This window comes from Labrys sp. Lb11 (assembly GCF_057554225.1).
This window is the reverse complement of sequence record NZ_BAAJOT010000002.1, coordinates 282,938-305,560: the sequence shown is the minus strand read 5'-3', so window position 1 is coordinate 305,560 and position 22,623 is coordinate 282,938. Positions and strand designations below refer to the sequence as shown.

Genomic DNA, 22,623 nt, shown 5'->3' with positions numbered 1-22,623 from the left:
CCGATGCAAGGGGCGGGAGCAGCCCGGTTCCGGGATGGCGGGCGGTGTCAGCCCGGTACGAGGGCGAGGCCGCGATGATGCAGGTCGAGGCCCACGGTCGTGCCGGGTGCCAGGATGCGGTCGGTGCCGCCGTCGATGACGAAGAGACGGCCGGCCGCGGTGTCGATCTCATATTCGACATGGTCGCCGAGATAGGCGGCGTGGCGCACCTCGCCCGACAGCGCCGCGTCGCCCTCGACGCGCAGGGTCACGGCATTGGGGCGGATGGCGAGCTTGGCCGGGCCGGGCTCGAGGCCATGATCGGCGAGGCTGTGCTCGCCGCTGCCGAGGCGGATGCGGGCCTGGCCGCCGGCAACCGCCATCACCTCGCACGCCACCACATTGGCCTCGCCGATGAAGTCGGCGATGAAGGCGGAGGCCGGCCGCTCATAGAGCTCGCGCGGCGTCCCCGCCTGGGCGATCCGACCCTGATGCATGACGATCACCCGGTCGGAGACGGCGAGCGCCTCCTCCTGGTCGTGGGTGACATAGACCGCGGTGAAGCCGAGGCGCTGCTGCAGGTCGCGGATCTCGGTGCGCACGCGCCGGCGCAGCCGCGCGTCGAGGTTGGACAGCGGCTCGTCGAGCAGCAGCACCTGCGGCTCGATCACCAGGGCCCTGGCGACGGCGACGCGCTGCTGCTGCCCGCCCGAGAGTTCGCTCGGCAGCCGCTCGCCATAGCCGGAAAGGCCGACCAGGGCGAGGCCGTCGGCCGCCTTCTCGCGCGCCTCCCGCTTGCGCAGGCCGGAGGAGACCAGGCCGTAGGCGACGTTGTCGAGGACGCTGATATGCGGGAAGAGCGCGTAGGACTGGAACACCATGCTGACGTCGCGCTCATTGGCGGGCAGGGCGGTCACGTCCTGGCCGCCGATGGCGATGCGGCCGGCGGTCGGATGCTCGAGGCCGGCGATCATGCGCAGCGTCGTGGTCTTGCCGCAGCCGGAGGGGCCGAGCAGCGTCACCAGCGTGCCCGGCTCGATGGCGAGGGACAGGCCGTCTATGGCCCTGACCGATCCGAAGCTCTTGCCGACGCGTTCGAAGGTGACCGAGCCCGGCCGGATGTCGATGCTCATGCCGGGGTCTCCCTGGCGATGGGGGGCGAGGATGGCGAAGGCCGGCCGGCCACCCGGGTCTCGCGGCGCAGCCGCCGTTCGCCGACCAGGGCCTGGAAGCAGCCGATCACCGCCACCATCACCACGATCAGCACGCTGGAATAGGCGATCGCGACGCCATAGGCGCCGTTCTCGACCAGGCCGACGATATAGGCCGTCGCCATGTTGTGTTCGGCGCTCACCAGGAAAATGACGGCGCTGATCGAGGTGATCGAGCGCACGAAGCTGTAGACCAGGGCCGCGACGATAGCCGGGCGCAGCAACGGCAGGATGACGCGGCGGGCGGTGGTGAAGCTGTCGGCCCGCAGCGTCAGCGAGGCCTCGTCGAGGCTGCGGTCGATCTGGCTCATGGCGGCGACGCCGCCGCGCACGCCCACCGGCATGTTGCGGAACACGAAGCAGACGACCAGGATCAGGGCCGTGCCGGTCATCTCGACCGGCGGCAGGTTGAAGGCCATGACATAGCTGACGCCGATGATGGTGCCGGGGATGGCGAAGCTCATCATCAGCGCGAACTCGAACGCCGAGCGCCCGACGAAGCGCTGGCGCACGATGATGTAGGCGGTGAGCAGGCCGACGGCTGCGGTCAGCGGCGCGGCGATCAGCGCGATTTCCATCGTCGTCCAGAACGAGCCCCAGGCGACGCCGCGCCAGAGCAGCCGGCCGTTCTCGAAGGCGATGGCGAAGGCCTTGACATAGTGCTCCAGGGTCAGGGTGTGGTCGAGGCCCCAGGTTCGCACGAAGCCGCCGAACATGATCATGGCGTAGACCACGAGCGTGAACAGGCCCCAGACCAGGACGACGCCGATGCACAGGGCGGCGAGGCCGCGGCTGAGGCCGGCATGCTGGCCTGAATCGCCCTTGCCGGTCACCGTGGTGAAGCTCCTGCCGCCGAGCCAGAGGCGCTGGGCGACAAAGGCGGTCAAGGTGAAGGCGAGCAGGATCAGCGCCAGCACAGCCGCCCGGGCCGGGTCGGTCTGGGCGCCGACCACGGCGAAGAAGATCTCGGTCGACAGCACGCCGCGGCTGCCGCCCAGCACCATCGGGTTGCCGAAATCGGCGAGGCTCTCGATGAAGCCGACCAGGAAGGCGTTGGCCAGGCCCGGGCGCATCAGCGGCAGCGACACCGTCAAGAAGGTGCGCCAGCGGTCGGCCCGCAGAGTCTGGGCCGCCTCCTCCATCGACGGGCTGACGCCCTGGACCACACCGATCAGCACCAGGAAGGCGATCGGCGTGAAGGACAGGACCTGGGCGATCCAGATGCCGGTGAGGCCGTAGAGCCAGCGCCCGGGAGGGATGCCGAGCAGGGCGGCGAGAGCCTGCGTCACCACGCCCGAGCGGCCGAACAGCAGGATCAGGGCAAGGCCGATGACGAAGGGCGGGGTGATGATCGGCAGGATGGTGAGCATGCGCAGGCCGCGCTTGAACGGAAAGCGCGTGCGGGTCGCGACCAGGGCGAAGGCGAGGCCGAGCAGGGTGGAGCCGGCGCCGGTGGCGACGGCCAGGGCGAGGGTGGTCCAGGCGACGCCGCAACGCCCGGCGCCGGCGAGGCAGCCGAGCGTCCAGATCGAGGGATCGCCGAGCTTCCTGAGGAAGCCGGCCGGGTCGAAGGCGCCGTCGACGTCCTGGACGGCGCCGACCAGAACGGAGCCGACGGGATAGAACACGAAGGTGGCGACGAGGGCGATCAGCAGGGTGATCGAGGCGACGATGAAGGCGTCGCCCCGCATGGCGCCGCGCTCCGCCAGGCCGAAGCCGAGCAGCAGCAGGAAGGCGGTCGCGAGCGCCGTCGCACCGACGCCCATGGCCTGCTGGCCGACGGGCAGCGGGCCGAACAGGCCGGCGAGAGCGGGCCAGTGCCAGCCGTCATAGCTGATGGCGAAACCTTCCAGTGCGAGCAGGAGCGTCCCGGCGATGCCGGACGCGACAAGCAGCCCGGCACGGCCGTTGCCGGCGGCCTTGAGCCGCGCCAGCACGGCCGGCACCAGGGCGGCGACCGGCGGCAGGAGCCACCAGCGGCCATGCCGCAGCATCTGAAGCAGGGCCGGGGCCGCATCCTCGCCGCCGGGATAGTGCGCCAGCCAGGCGGTCGAGGCGAAGCCGGCCTCCAGGCGATACCAGGGCAGGACCAGGACGCCGAGCGCCGCCAGACAGAGGACCCAGTCGAGGCGCCGGTTGCGGCGATGCATCGTCGTCATCCCTTTCCGCTGCGGCGGGACCTCCGGGCGGCCCGGCCAAGCAGGTTCTCTCCGGCCTGCTTGGCCTGGTAAGTTTGAGCAGCATTGATTTTGCATTGAAAATGCCAAATCACCCGTGGCGAGAGCCACGAGAAGCTGCCTGGGAGCGGGGACGGCCTCAGTTGGCGTTGGCGCCGATTTCCCGGTCCCAGCGTTCCAGCAGGGCCTTGCGGGTGGCCGGCGCGCCGTATTTGGCGAAGTCGTAGTCGATCAGCTTGATGTCCTCGAAGCGGGGCGCCTCCGGCGGCGGCTCGGCCGCCTTGTTGGACGGCAGTTGGAACGACTTGACGGTCTTGGCCAGCGACTGGATCTCCGGCTTCAGGGCCCAGTCATACCATGTCCTGGCGCTGTCGAGGTTGCGCGCGCCCTTGATGATGCTCATCGAACCGATCTCGTAGCCGGTGCCTTCGCAGGGCGCGACCGCCTTGACCGGGAAGCCCTCGGCGGTCTGGGCCACGGCGTCGTGCATGAAGACGATGCCGATGGTGGTCTCGCCGCGGGCCGCTGCCTTGACGGGCGCCGAGCCCGACTTGGTGTATTGGGAGACGTTGGCGTTGAGCTTGCCGAGATAGTCGAACGCCTTGTCCTCGCCCATCAGCTGCGCCAGCGTGGCGAGGGCGGTGTAGGCGGTGCCGGAGGAATTGGGGTTGGCGATCTGGATCTCGCCCTTGTAGGCGGCGTCGACGAGGTCGGACCAGCAGGCCGGCGCCTTCAGGCCCTTCTGGGCCAGCAACTCGGTGTTGTAGCCCCAGCCGAGGGCGCCCGCATAGATGCCGACCGTGCGGTAGCCGGACTGCTCGGCCTGGCGCTTGGCCCAGTCCTGCAACTGGTCGAGCATGGGCGACTTGTATTCGAGGGTCAGGCCCTCCTGCGCAGCCTGGAGATGCGGGTCACCGGTGCCGGCCCACCAGATGTCGGTCTTCGGATTGGCCGCCTCGGCCCGGATCTTGGCATAGGTCTCGCCCGACGACAGGCGCACCATGTTGACGCCGATGCCGGTGTCCTGCTCGAACTTGTTCTTCATCATCTCGCAGATCGCCACGTCGGCGCTGCAGATCAGGTTGAGCGAGCCTTCGGCCCGTGCCGCGGCTGGCAGCATCGGCACGGCGGCCAGGGTTGCCGCCACGGCAAGAATCCTCAGCATTTTTCCTCCTCGGCGCGTCGTTTGTCGATATTTTGCACGCGTGTGCAGAGGCTGCATCAGCGACAAGGGCGTGTCAACACGCCGGACCGGCCGGCGATGTCGGGGCTTGCATGCGCTGTGATCCCAGGGGCTTGATCGATCTTGAAAACGCGTGCAAACCGTGCCGCCATGTCTGTGATGCGCACCGATTCGGCCAAGTCCAGCCGATCCTTCGTCAGCGCCCAGGAGGTCGCCGACCTTGCGGGCGTGTCGCGTTCGGCCGTGTCGCGCACCTTCACCCCGGGCGCCAGCGTATCGCAGGACACGCGGCGGCGCATCCTCGATGCAGCCGAGGCCCTGGGCTACCACGTCAACCACCTCGCCCGCGGGCTGATGCGCCAGCGCAGCGGCATCGTCTGCCTGATCGTCGCCGCCGTCGAAACCCCGCTGCAGTCGCGGTTGGTCAAGCTCATCACCGGCCGCCTGCAGGAGGCGGGCAAGGTGACGATGGTGATCAACTCCTCCGGTGCCGAGGCGGACGTGGCCGCCGCCCTGCGCCTGACCCTCAACTATCGTGCCGACGCGACGGTCGTCGTCTCCGGCACGCCCGACCGTTCCATCGCCAAGACCTGTCTCGACAACGGCCAGGACCTGATCCTGATCAACCGGGACCAGGACTTCGAGGAGGCGCACAGCATCGTCGTCTCCAACCGGGCGGCGGCGCGCCAGGCGGCGCTGGCCTTTGCGCGCGCCGGCTGCCGGCAGCTCGCCTGCGTCACCTCGGCGGCCGGCACGCCGAGCTTGGTGGAGCGCGAGCGCGCCTTCGTGGAAGCGGTGCGCGAGCAAGGCCTCGAGCCGCTGATCTGGCGCCAGGGCCGCACCACCTATGAGAGCGGCGCCGCGGCGGCGCGGGCGCTGTTCACCGGCGAGGCCGTCCCGGACGCCGCCTTCTGCGTCAACGACCTGATGGCCTGCGGCTTCATGGATGTGGCCCGCCGTGCCTTCGGCCTGCGCGTGCCCGAGGATCTCTGCGTCATCGGCTTCGACGATATCGAGCAGGCCGGCTGGGGCTCCTACGACCTCACCACCTTCGCCCAGCCGCTCGAGGCCATCGCCGACCATGTCATCGCCCTGCTGGAGGCCGATCCGCAGGCGGGGCGGCTGGGGGTGCGCCGGTGTTTCGACGCACCGCTGGTCTGGCGCGGTTCCGTGCGCCAACCGCGGCTGGCTCGCGGGGCGGCGGGCGAGGCTTGCGAAGCGGAGCCGGCGTGATGGCGAAGCGAGCGCGAGCCGTGCGGCCCAAGAAGGAGACCGGAGACGAGCGGGTGCAGGTCGCCGCGCTGCCGCTGCGCGTGCGCAACGGCCGGCGGGAGGTCTGCCTGATCACCACGCGCCAGACCCGGCGCTGGACCATCCCCAAGGGATGGCCGATGAAGGGGCGGAAGGACCATGCCGCGGCCTCGATCGAGGCGGAGGAGGAGGCGGGCCTCGTCGGCGAGATCGCCACGGAGCCGGTGGGCTCCTACCTCTACTGGAAGCGCCTCGACGCGCATTTCGCCCTGGTGCGCGTCGTCGTCTACCAGCTTGACGTCACCGGCCAACGTGACAGCTGGAGCGAGCGCGGCCAGCGCGACATGCGCTGGTTCTCGCCGGCGGATGCGGCGCGCCTCGTGGAGGAGGCCGGCTTGGCGTCGCTGCTCGAACGCACGGCCTGAGAGCCGGCCAGGCGGAAGCCGATGGACCGGGCCAAGCTGGTGCCGCCCCGGAGCCGGCGTATCTGCGCTCACCGCCGGGCGTCAGACCCCGAACGCTTCCAGGCGGTAGCGGATCGACGGCGGCCTCTCCGGATCGAGCTGCGGCGCCGGCGAGCGCGACCGGGGCCATCAGAGCAGCGCCGGGGTCGAGAACAGGCGCTGGCCGCGGACCTTGATCTCGACGTCGACGATGTAGTCGCGGATGGCGGCCTCGCTCACCGCGATGCCGAGGCCGGGCGCGTCGGGCGCGACGATCTCGCCGGCATCGTCGCGAGTGATGTGGTTGGCGGTGAGATCCCGGGCCAGCGCCTTCGGTGCGGCGGGATACTCGCAGATGCGGTGGTCGGCGAGGCCGGCATAGGGCTGCAGCGAGGCGCTGAGGGCGAGGTGCGAGGTGAAGGTGTGGTTGACATAGGTCACGCCCTTGGCGACCGCATGGTCCGCCACCTTCTTGGCCGGGCCGATGCCGCCGATGCGGCCGCAGTCGATCTGCACGAAGCCGATGCCGCCATAGTCGATGAGGTGGCGGGCCATGTGCACGTTGTGGGCGCCCTCGCCGCCGGCCAGCCGGACCTTGGGGCTGCGCCCGGCGAGGCCGCCATAGGCTTCGAGCGCGGCGGCCTGGAACGGTTCCTCCAGCCAGACGGCGCGGGCCGCTTCCAGCGCCGGCAGCCGCGCCGCGGCGGCCTCGACGTCCTCGCCGAAGATCTGGCCGACATCGACCAACAGGATGCCGTCCGGGCCGATGCCTTCGCGGGCCGCGGCGAAGTGATCCGCGTCGGTGGGCACCCCGCCGCGGCCGATCGGCCCCCAGCCGAACTTGACCGCCCGGAAGCCGCGGTCGCGCGCCCGGCGGCCGAGCTCCAGGGTCTGCTGCGGCGTGTCGCCGAACAGCTGCGAGGCGTAGGGCGTCTTCTTCTCCGAGCGGGCATAGCCGAGCAGCTTCCAGACCGGCTCGCCCCGGGCCTTGCCGAGGAGATCCCACAGCGCCATCTCGATGCCCGACCAGGTGTGCGCCGCCTGCAGCAGGTCCATGCTGTCATATTCGACGATCGCGGCGATGCGGGCGATGTCGGCCGGGCCCTCGACCTCCTGGCCGAGCACCGAGGCGCCGACCGGACGGCAGGCGCCGTGCGACATCGGGCAGACGAAGGCGGCGATCGAGACCAGCGGCGAAGCCTCGCATTCGCCCCAGCCGACATGGCCCCCGGCGCTGACGCGCACCAGCAGGGCGTCCTGGCTGCCGTCCGCCTCGGTGGTGACGACGGGCATGGCGAGGTAGAAGAAGTCGACGGCGTCGATTTTCATGAAGGGGAGAACTCCAGGGGGCGGAGCGCGCGGTTGCCGGCGCGTCGTTGGGCAAGGCCGATGGCTCGGGATGCAAGGAGCCGCGACAGGGTGATATATCGTATTATTCGATCCATGCGGAAAGCATGGCCGGCGCCACCGGAGAGATGGCGGCCGCCGTCGGCGAGGGCTCAGCTCCTCTGCGCGGTCGCGGCCGGGATCAGGCCCTGCGGGCGCAGCAGCAGCACCAGGATGACGCCGGCCAGCACCAGGGCGTCGCGATAGGCGGCGAGGTTCGCCGGCAACACCGCCTGGAGCGTCACCTCGATGGCACCGAGCAGCAGGCCGCCGGCGACCGCGCCGGGCAGGCTGCCGAGCCCGCCGACCACCGTGGCGATGAAGGCCTTCAGCACGGGCGTGAAGCCCATCAGGGGATCGACCGAGGCGCGCTGCGCCACCCAGAGCAGGGCGGCGATGCCGGCGAGCATGCCCGACAGCATGAAGGCCGTGGCGATGACGCGGTTGGCGGGAATGCCCATCAGGCGCACGACGTTGAAGTCCTCGGCGGCCGCGCGCATCGCCTTGCCCATGATCGTGCGCCGCAGGAACAGCTCGAGGGCGGCCAGCGCCAGCACCGTGGCCAGGATCGAGATCAGCGGTCCGACGCCGATCGAGACGCCGGCGAGGGAGCAGGCGCCGGTCATCCATTCGGGCATCGCCACCGGCTTGCCGCGGGCCGAGACGCCGTTCTGCAGGAGCACCTTCAGCAGGCTGGAGACGGCGAAGCTGGTGAGCAGCAGGCTGGTGACGCTCGCCCCGCGCATCGGCCGGAAGGCGACGCGCTCCATCGCCACCGCCGCCATCGCCCCCGTCGCCACCGCCACGAGGGCGGCCACCGGCAGCGGCAGGCCCATCAGCAGGCAGGCGAGCAGGCCGTAGCCCGACACGGTCATCAGCTCGCCATGGGCGAAGTTGATCAGGCCGACGATCGAGAAGACGATGGCGAGGCCCAGCGCCAGCAGCGCGTAGACGCCGCCGAGGCTGATGGCATTGACGATCTGCTGCAGCAGCATGCCGGTCAATCTCCGAGATAGGCCTGCCGGACGAGGTCGGAGGCCGCCAGCTCCCGCGCCGTGCCGGCAAGGACGACCTCGCCATTGGCGAGCACGACGGCGCCGTCGGCGATCTCCAGGGCCAGCGCCACGTTCTGCTCGACCAGGAGGATGGTCAGGCCCTTGCGCCGGAGTTCGGCGATGAGGTCGAACACCGCGTCGATCACCTGCGGTGCCAGGCCGAGCGAGGGTTCGTCGAGCATCAGGAGCTTGGGCTTGGACATCAGAGACCGGGCGATCGCCAGCATCTGCTGTTCGCCGCCGGAGAGGTTGCCGGCCTTGCCACGGTAGAGCCGGCGCAGCGCGGGGAAGAGGTCGAGCATCTCCTCCTCGCGCATCCGCAGCTCCTCGCGCGGCAGGTGCATGGCGCCGCCGAGCAGCAGGTTGTCGGCCACCGAGAGGTTGGCGAAGACCCGACGGCCTTCCGGCGTCAGGGCGATGCCGAGGCGCGCGCGCGCCTCGGCCGGCAGGCCGGCGATGTCGGTGCCCTCGAAGCGGATGCGCCCGGCCGCCAGCGGCGCGAGGCCGCTGATCGCCGCCAGCGTCGTGCTCTTGCCGGCGCCGTTGGCGCCGACCAGCGCCAGGATGCGCCCGGCCTCGACGACGAGGTCGAGGCGCCGCACGGCTTCGACCTCGCCGTAGCTGACCTTCAGGCCTTCGACCGCGAGCATCGGGTCACTGCGCCGGCGGCGGGACGTCCCCGAGCGGCGGCACCTGCGCCTTGACGAAGGTCCGCACCCCGTCCTGATAGCGGATCAGCGACACCGAGCGCAGCGGCATGCGGTCGGTGCCGGCATAGGTGATGGTGCCGTTGATGCCTTTCAGCTCCTTGATGCCGGCGATGCCGTCGCGGATCGCCTTGGAATCGCTGGAACCGGCCGCCTTGACGGCGGCGTCGAGGATCAGGCCGACCTCGTAGCCGTTGGCCTCGTAGGCGGACTCGGCATCGTGGCCGGTCGCGGCCTTGTAGCGCTTGTTGAAGGCCTCCAGGTCGCTGCCCTCGGTCGGATAGCCTGCCGCGGTGTAGACGGTGCCGTCGACGACCTTGCCGAGGCCGAGGACGGTGGCGGTGCCGATGGCGTCGGCCCCGTAGACCGGCATGGTGACGCCGGCAGAGCGCAACTGCTGCATGAAGGCCGGGAAGTCCGGCTCATAGGCGGCGGTCATGATCAGATCCGGCTTGTCGGGCAGGTTCTTGATGGCGGTGACGATGGCCGAGAAGTCCGGCTGGTTCATCGAGAAGCTGGACTCGCCGAGCACGGTCCCGCCCTTCTTCTTGAACACTTCCGCGAAATATTCGGGCAGCTTGGCGGTGTAGCTGGAGTCGGGCGAGACCACGAGATAGGCCTTGCGGAAGCCCTGCTCATAGGCGAATCCGGCCAGCACGGCCGCCTGGAGGTTGTCGCCGGGATAGGTGCCGAACAGGGCGTCGCCGACCGCCGTGGCCAGGATCGGCGCGGTGCCGCAGAAGGTCAGCGTCGGGATGGTGAGCGGCTGGGTGATCTGGCCGGCGGCGATGGTCGGATCGGCGTCGCAGGGCGTGATGATGATCTTGGCGCCGGCGTCGACCAGCTCCTGCACCGCCGTGACCGTGGCGGCCGTGTCGGTGCGGGTATCCTTGATCGCCAGCTTGGCCGGATACTGGCCGCCGAGGCCGCCGCGGGCATTGATCTCGTCGATCGCCATGCGCAGGCCGGCGAGGGAGGGCTGGTCGTAGGGGGCGAGGCCGCCGGTCTGGGCGGTGGCGACGCCGATGGTGATGTCCTCGGCGCGGGCGCTCCCGGCGCCGGCGAGGGCGAGGGCCAGGACGGCGAGGCCGCAGCCGCGCATCAGGATGGTCGATCTAGGCATGTGACAGGTCCCCTCTGTTCCGTTGGCCTTGTTGTTGGTGCGTCTGTGCCATCACCCGCGCGCCGGTGCGGCTGCCGAGATAGGCCTGGATGACGCCCGGATCGGCCTTGACCGCCTCGGGCGTGCCCTCGGCGATGACGCGGCCGTGGTCGAGCACGACGATGTGCTCGCACAGCTTCATCACCAGGCGCAGATCGTGCTCGATCAGCGCGATGCCGAGGCGGCGGCTGCGGCGGACCTCGGCGAGCAGGGCCATCAGCTCCGCGGTCTCCACGGGGTTCATGCCCGCCGCCGGCTCGTCGAGCAGCAGGAAGGCCGGGCGCAGGGCGAGGGCCCGGGCGACCTCGAGGCGGCGCCGCAGGCCGTAGGGCAGGGTGCCGGCGAGGCGGTCGCGCTCGGCCGCGAGCCCGATCCGGTCGAGCTCGCGCAAGGCGGCAGCCTCGGCGGCGGCAAGATCCGGCTCGACCTGGCGGGCCGCCACCGCGACGTTCTCCAGGACGGTCAGGCGCGGGAAGATGCGGATGTTCTGGAAGGTGCGGCCGACGCCGGCGCGGGCGACCCGCCAGGCCACGGGCCGGTCGATGCTCCGGCCGCCGATGAGGATATGGCCGCCGCTCGGCGGCACATGGCCGGAAATCAGATTGAGCAGGGTGGTCTTGCCGGCACCGTTCGGGCCGATGATGCCGACGATCCGGTCGGGCGGCAGCTCGATCGACACGTCCTCGACCGCGGCGACGCCGGCATAGCGCTTGCCCAGCCCTTCGGTGCGGATCGGCGGCGCCGCCGCGCCGGCCTCCGGCTCCGCGGCCGGCGCGATGCCGCGACCCCTGCCGAAGCGGCGCAGCAGGTTGAGCTCGTGGCCGCCGCACAGGCCCTCCGGGCGGCGCCAGATGATCAGGATCATGCTGATCGCCAGCGCCGCCTCGGTCAGGCCGAAGATCTGCGGCACGTGCAGGCCGAGCACATCGCCGCCCTCTTCCAGGCGGCGCACCACCTCGATCAGCAATGTCGTGACCGCGACGCCCGAGAGGGCGCCGAGGGTCGAGCCCATGCCGCCGACGATCAGCATGGCCAGGGTCTCGAAGGCAAGGTCGAAGTAGAAGTCCTGCGGCTTGAAGGCGCCGAGGAACTGGGCGGTGAGGCCGCCGGCGACCATGGCGACGATGACGCTGATGACCCAGCTCGCCATCACGCCGCGCCGCCGGTCGATGCCGAGGGAGGCGGCGCCGCGCTCGTCGCTGGCCACGGCCCGCGCCTCCAGGCCGATCCGCAGGTCGCGATAGAGGCGGGCGACGACGAGCACGGCCACGGCGATCCCGGCGGCCGTCCACAGGCCGACCCCGCGCGGCACGCCGTAGAAGGGCTGGCTGCCGCGGGTGATCTCGCGCGCCGCCGCCAGCACGGTGACGATGATGATCAGCATGGCCAGGGTGGCGATCGAGGCGCTCGATCCGGCAAGGCGCAGCAGCGGCGCGCCGCTGGCCAGGCCGACGACGAGGCCGAGCAGCACGACGACGGCGAGGGCGGCGGCGAGGCTGAGCTGGTGGCCGGCCAGGAAAGCCGGCAGGTCCTTCAAGGCCGTCGCCTGGACCTGCGGGCTCACGGTCAGCACGCCGACCGCATAGGCGCCGAGCCCGGCGAAGCCGGCATGGCCGAAGGAGACGATGCCGGTGTTGCCGGAGAAGATCTGCAGGCCGACGACGGCGGTGAGCAGGATGGCGGCGTTGGTGCCGACCCGCTGCCAGGCGGGCGTGCCGAAGAGCGCAAGGGCGAGGGCGACCGCGAGCAGGATCGCCGCCATGGCGGCGGCATCCACGGCCGCCCCTTTCAATCCCATGGACAGCCTGACAGGCATCCGCCCTCCGATCCTTGCCGCGCGGGGCAGTTAAGGACCGTTGCGCGAGAGTGTCAATATCATTTCAGAATTGACGTCATCGGCTTCGAATGTCATTTCATCAACATTGGGAGGCCGATGGAATGCGCGTCCGCGAGCTGCTGACACGGAGCGACCTGACCTTGACGCCGTCCGAGGCGAAGATCGTCCAGGTGCTGCTGGCCGACTATCCGCTCGGCGGGCTCGGCACCGCGGCGGCCCTGGCCAAGCGGGCGGATGTCAGCGGCCCGACCGTGGCGCGGCTGATCGCCAAGCTCGGCTTCGACGGCTTCGCCGACTTCCAGGGGCGGCTGCTGGCCGAGGTGGAGTCGCGCATCCATTCGCCGCTGCTGATGATGGAGGCGAAGCGTCCCGCCGCCGCGAGCGACCATGCCGCCGCCACCTATCTGCAATCGGTGGCGCGGCAGGTGGCGGCGACCTCCGACAGCGTGCCGCCCCAGGTCTATGACGAGGTCTGCAACCTGATCATGGCGACGAGCGGCCGCGTCCTGCTGCTCGGCGGGCGGTTCAGCCGGCACCTGGCCGGCATGTTCGCGGGCTATCTCTGCCAGTTCCGGCCGGGGGTGCGCGATCTCGGCGTGTGCTCGTCCGAGAGCTTCGACCTGCTGGTCGATCTCGGCAGGCGCGACCTCCTGCTGGCGTTCGACTATCGGCGCTACCAGTCGGACGTGGTGCGCTTCGCCGAGCAGGCGGCGCGGCGCGGCGTGCGGATCGTGCTGTTCACCGATCCCTGGCTGTCGCCGGTGGCCGAGCATGCCGAGGCTGTGGTCGTCTCGCCGGTCGACGTGCTCTCGCCCTACGACACGCTCGTACCGGCCATGGCCCAGGTCGAGGCGATCTGCACCCAGATCATCGCCCGGCGCAACGAGCGCATGCAGGACCGCATCGAGGACCTGGAACAGGCCCGCAAGGCGAACGGCGTCACCGTCGACGCGCCCGAGCGCGGCCGCCCCAAACCGGATGGAGCAGCATGACCCAAGCCTTCGACCCCCGGCGGGACGCGCCCTACGAGCCCGGCGAGGTGGCGCTGCTGCTCGTCGACATGCAGCGCGTCTGGCTGGAGCCGGGACTGGATCCGGCGCATCGCGACCTCGGCCCGGATCACCCCTTCTACCGCTGGACCGCCACGCGGACCGTCCCCAACCAGCAGCGCCTGCTGGCCGCGGCGCGGGCGAGCGGGGTGGAGGTGCTGCACACCATCATCCGGAGCCTGACCCGCGACGGCCGCGACCGCTCGCTCGACCACAAGCTGACGCCGATCCACGTGCCGCCCGATGCGCCCGAGGGTCTGCCGGTGCCGGCGCTGGCGCCGGCCGGCGACGAGATCCTCCTGCCCAAGACCTCGTCCGGCGTGTTCGGTTCGACCAATATCGACTATGTCCTGCGCAATCTCGGCATCCGCAGCCTGGTCATCGCCGGCATCGTCACCGACCAATGCGTCGACATGGCGGTGCGCGGCGCCGCGGATCTCGGCTACCGCGTCACCTGCGTCGCCGATGCCTGCGCCGCCTGGAGCCAGGAGCGGCACGAGGGCGCCCTGCGTGCCTTCGGCGGCTATTGCTGGATCGCCGACACCGACACCGTCGTCGCCCGTTTCGAAGCGCTGGCCGGCGCCGGCCGGAGGACGTCATGACACTGCCGCGGCCCGATGCGCAGATCCCGCCCGAGGCCGGCCCGGACTGGCCGCCGCCGGTCGAGGTGCTGAACGAGGAGGGGCGCTCGCCCTTCGTGCTCCTGTGCGAGCATGCCAGCGTCCATGTCCCGCGCGAATACCGGCAGCTCGGCCTCGACGAGGCGGAGCTGCGGCGTCACATCGGCTGGGACATCGGCGCGGCCGAGGTGACGCGGCGCCTGGCGGAGCGCCTCGACGCCCCGGCCTTCCTCGGCACTTATTCGCGCCTGCTCATCGATCTCAACCGGCCGCTCGCCGCCGCCTCCAGCATGCCGGCCCGGTCGGAGCTGACCGAGATCCCCGGCAATGTGAGCCTGACGCCGGCTGAGATCCGCCGCCGCGCCGACACGATGTTCGCGCCCTTCCACGCCCGGGTCGCCGCGCATCTCGACCAGCGGCGGCGGCAGGGCCGGGAAACGATCCTGGCGACGATCCACAGCTTCACGCCGGTGTACAAGGGCGTGGCCCGGCCCTGGCATTGCGGTATCCTGTTCGGGGCGTCCGAGGCCTATGCCGGGCGGATCCTCGGCCGGCTCGCCCGGGACACCACGCTCAACGTCGCGGCGAACCAGCCCTACGAGATCACGGCCGAGGAGGACTACGCCATCCCGATCCATGGCGATGCCCGCGGCCTGCCGGCCGTGCTGGTCGAGATCCGCAACGACCTGATCGACACGCCGGCCGGGGCGGCCCTCTGGGCGGACCGGCTGGCCGAGTCGCTGCCCGACCGCTGAGGCAGCCGGAGACGCGGCGATGACCGGCCCAGCCCCCGCTCCGCGCCCTGCCGGCCGCCGCACGCGGGCCGGCGCCGTCCGGGACGGGGGAGGAAGCGCGGAACGCCCGGCGCTACGGCGCCAGGCTCGGCATCTCGCGCCGGAAGAACTGCGCCTCGATCTCGGCGACGGGTTCCTCGAAGGCCCGCGCCGCCGCATGGCCGGAATAGACCGCGGCAGCGATCAGCCCCGGCGCCAGGGCGTCGCCGATCACCTGCAGCGTGCGGATGCCGGCCGCCTCGAGGCGTTCGGGCCGGGCGGCGAGGGCCGTGGCGAGCCCGTCGTTCGGGCGGCGCTCCGTCACCGCGACGATGGCGTCGCAGGCGATCCGGGTCAGGCGGCCGGTGTAGACGCAGGCGAGATCGGCGCCGTCGGCATGCAGGGCGGCCGGCGCCTGCGCGGTGAGGACGCGCACGCCCTGCTCGAGCAGGCGGCGCTGGATGCGTGCCTGCTCCAGGGTGTTGACGGTCCAGGTCGAGACTTCCGACGCCGGCGTGACCAGGATGGTGTCACGGCCGGCGGCGCGGATCGCCTCGGCGACGACGCCGCCGAGATAGGCATGGTCGTCGTCATAGACCATGACCGTGCCGGCCGGGATGGTCCCGGCCATGATGTCGTCCGGGCCGAGGCTGCGCCCTTCCGCCTGCCAGCGCTCGATGCCGGGGATCGGCGAGCGGGTGCGCCGGCCGACGCCGTCGGTGCGCCAATGCGCCCCGGTGGCCAGGAACACATGGGCGAAGCCGAAGGACAGCACGTCGTCCTCGCCGAGGCTGCTCTCGCGATAGATCTCGACATGGGGCAGGGTGCGCAGCAGGCCTTCGCGGTAGCTCGCCACCCGCGAATAGCTGGCGAGGCCCGGCAGGCCCGCCTCGCGCAGGGCCCGGCCGCCGAGCTGGCGGGAGGCCTCGGCCAGGGTGACGGGGTAGCCGCGCCGGGCGAGCTGCAGGGCGCATTCGAGGCCGGCCGGGCCGGCGCCGACCACCAGCACCGGGTCCTCCGACCGCCGGGCCTGGATGCGTTCGGGGTGCCAGCCGCGGCGCCATTCCTCGCCGACCGTCGGGTTCTGGGTGCAGCGCATCGGCACGGTCCGCATGTCGCCGGAGACGCAGATGTTGCAGCCGATGCATTCGCGGATGTCCTCGAGCCGGCCGGTGCGGATCTTCTCCGGCAGGAACGGGTCGGCGATCGAGGGCCGCGCCGCGCCGATCAGGTCGAGCATGCCGCGGCGCACCTGGGAGACCATGACGTCGGCGGAGGTGAAGCGGCCGACGCCGACCACGGGACGGGTGGTCAGGCGCTTGACGAAGCCGGTATAGCTCTCCTGGTAGCCCTCGTTCGGCTCGAAGCGGGCGGTGACGCTGTCGTTGCTCCAGCCCGAGACGTTGACATCCCAGAGGTCGGGGTGCTCGGCCAGCATGCCGACCACGTCCTCGGCCTCGGCGGCGGTGAAGCCTTCCTCGCCCATCAGTTCGTCGACGGCGAAGCGGAAGGCGACGGCGCAGTCGTGGCCGACGGCCTCGCGCGTGTCCTCCAGCAATTCACGGGTGAGCCGGACGCGGTTCTCCAGGCTGCCGCCATAGGCGTCGGTGCGCTCGTTGAAGCGCCGCAGCATGAAGTGCTGCGCCAGCGTCATGTTGTGCCCGGCATAGACGTAGATGACGTCGAAGCCGGCCTCCCGCGCCCGCAGCGCGGCCTGGCGGTGCCAGCGGCGCAGGTCGCGGATGTCGGAGAGCGACATCGCCCGCGCCTGGACCGGGTCGAGGTTGTCGATGACCATGTGCCCGGGCGCCAGCGGCGGCATGCGCGAGATCAGGTTCGCCGCATGCCGGCCGTTGTGCACCAGTTCCACCGCCGCCAGGGCGCCGTGGCGATGCACCGCCTCGGTCATCAGGCGCAGCGCCGGGATATCGCGATCGTCCCACAGCCGCTGCTCGGTCGCGGGTCCGATGTCGGAGGTCGGATGGATCTCGGCCTCCTCGGTCGAGATCACGGCCCAGCCGCCCTCGGCCTTGACCTCGCGCATCGCCGCATGGGTGCGCGGCCGCAGATGGCCCATGCCGTTGCAATGCGGCACCTGGAAGAAGCGGTTACGCGCCAGCTTCGGGCCGATGCGGACGGGCTCGAACAGCACCGCGAACCGGCTTTCCAGATCCGTCATGTCATCCTCCCAAGCGCCGTTGCGGCTTCCGTAGAACTATTCTATGGTCAATTTCGGATCGCATGGCCAGAGGATTTTTCGGCGTATCCTGCGCTACGCGAAGGGACGATTGTGCAGATCGTCGAAGTTTGGCACGATCTGCGTTTTCCTATTTTGACGAACTTGGAAAATAATGTATCGAACTGGAAACCCGTTGTCGGAGGGCTTTCCGGTTTGTCGGGCCTGGATCATCCACCCATGCTGGGCCGGCGGCTGCGCCAGGCCCTGCCGTCCCTGACCCCGGCCGAGCGGCGGCTGGCGCGGCTGCTGCTCGGGCAGGGCGAGGCCTCGGCCTTCGACACGCTGCAGCGGCTGGCGGAAGCCTCCGGCACCAGCCCGCCGACCATCCTGCGCTTCGCCGACAAGCTCGGCCTGACCGGCTATGCCGCGCTCAAGGCCGCGGTGCTGGAGGAGACGCAAGCGCGGCGGGACTCGGCGCTGAGCCAGTTCACCCGCAGCCGCGGCGTGGCCTCCCGGCAGGGGCGGCACAGGGAACGGGCCCGTGACCACTATCCCGCCGCCCTGGCCGAGACCTTCGCGACGACCGCGGAGGCGGACTTCGATGCGGCTGCGGCGCTGCTGGCCGACACCTCCCGCCAGCTTGTCTTCGCCGGCGGGCGCTTCAGCCAGTCCGTGGCCGAGCAGTTTTACCGGCACATGACGCTGCTGCGCCCGGGGGTCGACCTGATCGCCTACGGCGCGCAGAACCGGCTCGAGCGGGCGGCGGATCTCGGGCGCGGGCACATCCTGTTCATCCTCGACTTCCGCCGCTACCAGGCCGACAGCGTCAACCTGGCGCGCCTGGCCAAGCGCAACCGCGCCATGGTGGCCCTGCTCACCGACCCCTGGCTGTCGCCGATCGCCGACCGCGCCGACCTGGTGCTGACCGTGCCGGTCGCCTCCGCCTTCGCCTTCGACACGCTGGTGCCGGCCTTCGCCCTGGCCGAGGCGCTGGTGGCGGCGGCGGCCGAGCGGCTGGGCGAGGGCGCGACCGTCCGCCTCGAGCGCATGGACGACCTCAACCGCGCCTTCGACCGGCTCGCCGGGCCGGACGGCGCCGCCGAACGATGACACCCGAACCGGGCATGGAGCGATCATGACGCGCGAGCCGATCACCTACCTCCTGTGGAGCGACCTCGTCGGCGTCGTGCGCACGCGCGGCGTCCCGACGGCCGACCTCTCCGGCAAGCTTGAGACCGGGCTCGGCTGGGCCTGCGCCGGGCAGGCGCTGACCGCCTTCGATTCCATCGTCGACAATCCCTGGGGACCGATGGACGAGGTGCGCCACATCCCCGACACCCGCACCCGCTTCTCCTACGCCAGCGCCGTGACGGGCGAAACCTGGGATGCGGTGATCTGCGACTCCAGGGCGGCGGTCGACCGGGACTGGGACTGCTGCGTGCGCAGCTTCTATCGCCGGGCGCTGGCGGAGCTGGAGGCGGAGACGGGGCTGACGCTCGCGGCCAGCTTCGAGCACGAGTTCCTGGTCGAGGCTCCGACCCCGCCGGAAGCATCGTTCTCCTTCGCGGCCGCCCGGCGCGGCAACGCCTTCCTGCAGGCCTGCTGCGCCGCCTTGCGACAGGCCGGCGTGATGCCCGAGAGCCTGGAGCCGGAATATGGCTCCTCGCAATACGAGATCAGCTGCGCGCCGGCCATCGGCGTCGCCGCCGCCGACGCGGCTCTCATCGCCCGCGAGCTGATCCGCGCCGTCGCCGCCGATCACGGCCTCAGGGCGAGCTTCACGCCCAAGCCGGGGCGCAGGGCGGTCGGCAACGGCGCCCATATCCATTTCAGCCTGGTCGAGGCCGGCAGCCATGCCAACGTCACCCATGCGCCGGAACGCCCGCTCGGCCTCAGCGAGACCACGGCCTGGTTCTGCGCCGGCATCCTCGACCATCTCGAGGCGCTCGTCGCCATCACCGCGCCGACGCCCGTTTCCTATTATCGCCTGACGCCGCATGCCTGGAGCTGCGGCTTCAAGGCGATCGGCATGCAGAACCGCGAGGCGGCGCTGCGGATCACGCCCTCGGCCTCCGCCGATCCGGCCCGGCGGGCTCGCGGCTTCAATGTCGAATATCGCCCGGCCGACGCCTGCGCCTCGCCCTATCTCACCCTCGGCGCGCTGGTGCTGGCCGGGCTCGACGGCATCCGCCGCAAGCTCGTCCTGCCGCCCCCCATCGACCGCGACCCCGCCGATCTCAGCGCCGCCGAGCTGGCCGCCGCCGGGATCACGCCGCTGCCGTCCTCGCTCGATGCCGCGCTCGCCGCCCTCGACGCCGACCCGGTCGCCCGCAACTGGTTCTCGCCGACGCTGCTCGACGTCTATCGCCGGCTGAAGCTCTGGGAATGCGCCCAGGCCCATGACAGCGAGGAAGCCGCATTGTTCACCCGCTACAAGTCCGCCTATTGAGGAGGCCGCCATGCGTTCGTTCATCGAACAGGTTCCGCTGATCGATCATCACTGCCACGGCGTGGCCAACCGTGACCTCGACCGGGCCGCCTTCGAGGCGCTGTTCAGCGAGGGGCACCGGCCGGTGCCGGGCTGCACCCAGTTCGACAAGCCGCTCGGGCTGATGATCCAGCGCTGGTGCGCGCCGGTGCTCGGCCTGGAGCCGCACGCGGCGCCGGAGGACTATGTCGCGGCGCGGTTGAAGCTGGGCGCGGCTGAGGTGACCCGCCGGCTCGCCGGCGATACCGGCGTGTCGCTGATGATCGTCGACACCGGGCACCGGGCCGACTCGATCCTCGACACGGACGGCATGACCGCGGCCACGGGCGTCGCCTCGCGCGAGGTGGTGCGGATCGAGGCGGTGATGGAGGAGGTCGCGCGTGCCGGCGCCGCGAGCGGCGCGGCGCTGCGCCGGGGCTTCGACGTGCGGCTGGCGGAGAGGGCGGCCACGGCGGTCGGCCTGAAGTCGATCGTCGCCTACCGCACCACCTTCGACATCGACCAGACCACGCCCTCCGAGGCCGAGGTCGAGCGGGCCGGCGACGCCTGGCTCAAGGCGCTCGCCGCCGGCACCGCGCGGCGGCTGGAGGATCCGGTCCTGATCCGGCACGCGCTCTGGCAGGCCGGCGCGCTGTGCCGCCAGCACCGCTATCCGCTGCAGCTGCATGTCGGCTTCGGCGACCGCGACATCCTGATGCCGAAATGCGATCCGACCGTGTTCACCCCCTTCATCGCCGCGATGGAGGAGTGGGACGTGCCGATCACGCTGCTGCACTGCTATCCCTTCGTCCGGGAAGCGGGCTGGCTGGCCGAGGTGTTCTCGAACGTCTACATCGATATCGGCGTGATCCAGAACTACACCGGCCCCTCGGCGCCGCGCATCCTGGCCGACGCCATGGAGCTGACGCCGTTCTACAAGCAGCTCTACAGCTCCGACGCCTTCGGCCTGGCCGAGCTGCACTTCCTCGGGGCGCGGCTGTTCCGTAACGCCCTCGCCGAGGTGCTCGACGGCTGGATCGCCCGCGGCGACCTGACGACGGCGCGCGCCGAGGCGATCGTCACGGCGCTCGCCTCGGGCAACGCCCGGCGCATCTATCCGGTGTGAGGTCGGCGAGGGGCCGGCGGCCGCGCATGGCTTGGCGCCGGCGGGGGGCCGGTCGAGGCGGTCGCCGGACCGGCAGGCCCGCCGATGCCCTCGCGCCTTGTCCGGGCGAGCTCCGGGCCGGCCCCGGGGCCGGCCTACCAGGCGGTGTAGCCGCCGTCGGCGAGGACGATCGAGCCGGTCATCAGGCTCGCGGCCTCCGAGGCCAGGAACAGGACGACGCTGGCGATCTCGGAATCCTTGCCCATGCGGGCCATCGGCGTCCCGTCGATCCAGCGCCGGTACATGTCCGGGTTCTGCTCGACCAGGGCATTGAGCGGGGTGTCGATATAGGTGGGCGCGACGGCGTTGACCCGTACGCCGCGCGGCGCCCATTCGGCCGCCAGCGAGCGCGTGAGGTGGTGCACCGCCGCCTTGGAGGCGTTGTAGTGCGCCTGTGGCTGCGGCCGGTTGACGATGAAGCCCGACATCGAGCCGATGTTGACGATCGAGCCCTTGCCCGCCGCCAGCATGTGGCGCCCGAAGGCGCGGCAGCACCAGTAGGTGCCGTTGAGGTTGACGTCGAGCACCTTGAGCCAGCGCTCGTCGGTCATGTCCTCGGCGGGAATGTCGCTGAGGGCGATGCCGGCATTGTTGACCAGGATCGAGGCGCCGCCGGCCGTGGCGGCGAGCTCGTCGGCGATCTCGGCGACGCGGGCCGACTGGGTGACGTCGCACAGATGGGCGCTCGCCTCGTAGCCCTTGGCGCGGAGCCGGGCGAGGCCGCTTTCGGCCAGGGCCGGATCGTGCTCCAGGATCGCGAGCCGGGCGCCCGCCTCGCCGAGCGCCTCGGCGCAGGCCAGGCCGATGCCGCGCCCGCCGCCGGTGACGACGGCCAGCTGATTTTCAACCTTGAACAGTTCGAGATACATGGGCCGTGCGGTCCTGGCTGGGATGAAGGCGGAGAGGGATGGGGCAGGGTGCCCCATCCCGGCAGGCGGATCAGAAGGTGCTCTCCGGATCGTAGAACTCGCCGATGTTCTCGCAGCCGATACCGGCGACCTTCGTGAAGACGAAGGGCTGGTCGTGGGTGGGCTGCTTGGTGCCGGTGGCGACGTCGAGCGCCAGCTGGAAGGCGTCGCGGGCGGCGAGCGTCGGCGAGTTCAGGCCGGTCGAGACGTAGCGCCCTTCACAGCCGCCCTCCTTGATGGCCTTGAAGGCTTCCTTCTGGCCGTCGATGCCGCCGACCAGGATCTTGGAATCGGGCTTGAGCACGGAGAGAGCGCCGAGCGCCATGGCGTCGTTGTAGCCGAAGATGACGTTGAGGTCGGCATGGGCGGTCAGCATGTCCTCGGTGGCGGGCACCGCCTGGTCCTGGGCATAGCCGGCCTTGCCGCGGACGACGACCTCGTACTTGGTGCCGCCCTCGGTCAGGCCGGCGAGAAAGCCGCGCTCGCGCGCCGGCCCGACGAACTTGTCGGCCGGGAAGCCTTCCAGGATGCCGATCTTTACCGGGCCGGCGCCGGCGCGCTTGGCCATGATCTTGCCGGCGAGCCTGCCGATGCCCTCGTTGTCGGCGCCGAAGGTGGCGTTGGCGCCGACGCTGGGGATCTCGGTGTCGACGAAGACGACCTGCAGCCCCTTGGCGATCGCATCCTTGACCGCGGTCTCGGTGGTGACGGGGTCGACGGCGTTCATGACCACCGCGTCGACGCCGCGGGCGACCATGTCCTCGAGCTGCTGCATCTGCTTGACGGGGTCGCCGTCGGCCTGGCTGGCGACGAGCTTGAAGCCCTTCTCCGCCGCCAGGCGCTCGGCCTCCTTCCACATCGCGACATAATAGGGCGCGACCATGGTCCGCTGCAGGAAGCCGATGGTGACGTCCTTGGCGTCCTTGGCGCCGGCGAAGGTCGCCGAGCCCAGCAGCGTGGCGGCGGCAGCCGTCATCGCCAGGAATTTTCCGAGTTTGCTCGAGGTCATGTTTCCTCCTTGCGGCCCGCCCCCGGGGCGGGCCCGTTACCCCTTGCAGGGGATCGAGACCG

19 protein-coding genes are annotated in these 22,623 nt (G+C 71.0%); 8 read left to right on the top strand and 11 right to left on the bottom strand.

The window, feature by feature from the left end:
- Positions 1–47: 47 nt before the first annotated feature.
- The 3 genes from AC27L4_RS06580 to AC27L4_RS06570 form a co-directional block, all read right to left on the bottom strand.
- The gene (locus tag AC27L4_RS06580; RefSeq protein ID WP_487141272.1) at positions 48–1,112 is read right to left on the bottom strand and encodes an ABC transporter ATP-binding protein; all 1,065 of its coding nucleotides are present in this window, start codon (positions 1,110–1,112) and stop codon (positions 48–50) included.
- Positions 1,109–3,340 (bottom strand): ABC transporter permease, encoded by a 2,232-nt coding sequence (locus AC27L4_RS06575; RefSeq protein WP_487141916.1) that lies wholly within the window; start codon positions 3,338–3,340, stop codon positions 1,109–1,111. The genes AC27L4_RS06580 and AC27L4_RS06575 overlap by 4 nt, the downstream gene beginning before the upstream one ends.
- Before the next feature lie 166 nt (positions 3,341–3,506).
- Positions 3,507–4,532, bottom strand: coding sequence for an ABC transporter substrate-binding protein (locus tag AC27L4_RS06570; protein ID WP_487141271.1), 1,026 nt, complete (start codon positions 4,530–4,532; stop codon positions 3,507–3,509).
- Positions 4,533–4,709: 177 nt separating this feature from the next.
- On the opposite strand from AC27L4_RS06570, the gene AC27L4_RS06565 reads away from it, so the two are divergent.
- Together AC27L4_RS06565 and AC27L4_RS06560 are read left to right on the top strand one after the other, a co-directional pair.
- A complete protein-coding gene (locus AC27L4_RS06565; RefSeq protein ID WP_487141270.1) occupies positions 4,710–5,783 on the top strand; it encodes a LacI family DNA-binding transcriptional regulator in 1,074 nt (357 codons plus the stop codon).
- On the top strand, positions 5,783–6,226 hold the full coding sequence (locus AC27L4_RS06560; RefSeq protein ID WP_487141269.1) for an NUDIX hydrolase: 444 nt from the start codon (positions 5,783–5,785) through the stop codon (positions 6,224–6,226). The genes AC27L4_RS06565 and AC27L4_RS06560 overlap by 1 nt, the downstream gene beginning before the upstream one ends.
- A 168-nt stretch (positions 6,227–6,394) precedes the next feature.
- On the opposite strand, the gene AC27L4_RS06555 is transcribed toward AC27L4_RS06560, so the two are convergent.
- From AC27L4_RS06555 to AC27L4_RS06535, 5 genes are all read right to left on the bottom strand, one after another.
- Positions 6,395–7,573, bottom strand: a complete 1,179-nt coding sequence (locus tag AC27L4_RS06555) for a mandelate racemase/muconate lactonizing enzyme family protein (protein ID WP_487141268.1) — start codon at positions 7,571–7,573, stop codon at positions 6,395–6,397.
- Positions 7,574–7,743: 170 nt separating this feature from the next.
- The gene (locus tag AC27L4_RS06550) at positions 7,744–8,625 is read right to left on the bottom strand and encodes a branched-chain amino acid ABC transporter permease (RefSeq protein ID WP_487141267.1); all 882 of its coding nucleotides are present in this window, start codon (positions 8,623–8,625) and stop codon (positions 7,744–7,746) included.
- 5 nt (positions 8,626–8,630) lie between these two features.
- Positions 8,631–9,335: an ABC transporter ATP-binding protein gene (locus AC27L4_RS06545; protein ID WP_487141266.1), complete on the bottom strand. Its 705-nt coding sequence runs from the start codon at positions 9,333–9,335 to the stop codon at positions 8,631–8,633.
- Between the two features lie 4 nt (positions 9,336–9,339).
- Positions 9,340–10,515, bottom strand: coding sequence for an ABC transporter substrate-binding protein (locus AC27L4_RS06540; RefSeq protein ID WP_487141265.1), 1,176 nt, complete (start codon positions 10,513–10,515; stop codon positions 9,340–9,342).
- Entirely contained in the window at positions 10,508–12,370 is a 1,863-nt protein-coding gene (locus AC27L4_RS06535) for a branched-chain amino acid ABC transporter ATP-binding protein/permease (protein ID WP_487141264.1), read from the bottom strand. The genes AC27L4_RS06540 and AC27L4_RS06535 overlap by 8 nt, the downstream gene beginning before the upstream one ends.
- A gap of 122 nt (positions 12,371–12,492) precedes the next feature.
- On the opposite strand from AC27L4_RS06535, the gene AC27L4_RS06530 reads away from it, so the two are divergent.
- Genes AC27L4_RS06530 through AC27L4_RS06520 form a run of 3 tightly spaced genes read left to right on the top strand, consistent with a single transcriptional unit; the run spans position 12,493 to position 14,815 of the window.
- Entirely contained in the window at positions 12,493–13,383 is an 891-nt protein-coding gene (locus tag AC27L4_RS06530) for a MurR/RpiR family transcriptional regulator (protein WP_487141263.1), read from the top strand.
- Positions 13,380–14,042 carry a cysteine hydrolase family protein gene (locus AC27L4_RS06525; protein WP_487141262.1) on the top strand — a complete coding sequence of 221 codons (663 nt, stop codon included), beginning with the start codon at positions 13,380–13,382 and terminating at the stop codon, positions 14,040–14,042. Before AC27L4_RS06530 ends, AC27L4_RS06525 begins: the two co-directional genes overlap by 4 nt.
- Positions 14,039–14,815 carry an N-formylglutamate amidohydrolase gene (locus AC27L4_RS06520; RefSeq protein WP_487141261.1) on the top strand — a complete coding sequence of 259 codons (777 nt, stop codon included), beginning with the start codon at positions 14,039–14,041 and terminating at the stop codon, positions 14,813–14,815. The genes AC27L4_RS06525 and AC27L4_RS06520 overlap by 4 nt, the downstream gene beginning before the upstream one ends.
- Before the next feature lie 112 nt (positions 14,816–14,927).
- On the opposite strand, the gene AC27L4_RS06515 is transcribed toward AC27L4_RS06520, so the two are convergent.
- Positions 14,928–17,012 carry an oxidoreductase gene (locus AC27L4_RS06515; RefSeq protein ID WP_487141260.1) on the bottom strand — a complete coding sequence of 695 codons (2,085 nt, stop codon included), beginning with the start codon at positions 17,010–17,012 and terminating at the stop codon, positions 14,928–14,930.
- A gap of 237 nt (positions 17,013–17,249) precedes the next feature.
- Between AC27L4_RS06515 and AC27L4_RS06510 the strand changes: the two genes are divergently transcribed.
- Genes AC27L4_RS06510 through AC27L4_RS06500 form a run of 3 tightly spaced genes read left to right on the top strand, consistent with a single transcriptional unit; the run spans position 17,250 to position 20,605 of the window.
- Complete coding sequence (locus AC27L4_RS06510) at positions 17,250–18,122, top strand: MurR/RpiR family transcriptional regulator (protein ID WP_487141259.1); 873 nt, start codon at positions 17,250–17,252, stop codon at positions 18,120–18,122.
- Between the two features lie 25 nt (positions 18,123–18,147).
- On the top strand, positions 18,148–19,461 hold the full coding sequence (locus tag AC27L4_RS06505; RefSeq protein WP_487141257.1) for a type I glutamate--ammonia ligase: 1,314 nt from the start codon (positions 18,148–18,150) through the stop codon (positions 19,459–19,461).
- A gap of 10 nt (positions 19,462–19,471) precedes the next feature.
- A complete protein-coding gene (locus AC27L4_RS06500; RefSeq protein WP_487141256.1) occupies positions 19,472–20,605 on the top strand; it encodes an amidohydrolase family protein in 1,134 nt (377 codons plus the stop codon).
- 134 nt (positions 20,606–20,739) lie between these two features.
- On the opposite strand, the gene AC27L4_RS06495 is transcribed toward AC27L4_RS06500, so the two are convergent.
- Positions 20,740–21,513, bottom strand: coding sequence for an SDR family NAD(P)-dependent oxidoreductase (locus tag AC27L4_RS06495; RefSeq protein ID WP_487141254.1), 774 nt, complete (start codon positions 21,511–21,513; stop codon positions 20,740–20,742).
- Positions 21,514–21,583: 70 nt separating this feature from the next.
- Positions 21,584–22,561 carry a substrate-binding domain-containing protein gene (locus tag AC27L4_RS06490; RefSeq protein WP_487141252.1) on the bottom strand — a complete coding sequence of 326 codons (978 nt, stop codon included), beginning with the start codon at positions 22,559–22,561 and terminating at the stop codon, positions 21,584–21,586.
- Positions 22,562–22,623 lie beyond the last annotated feature (62 nt).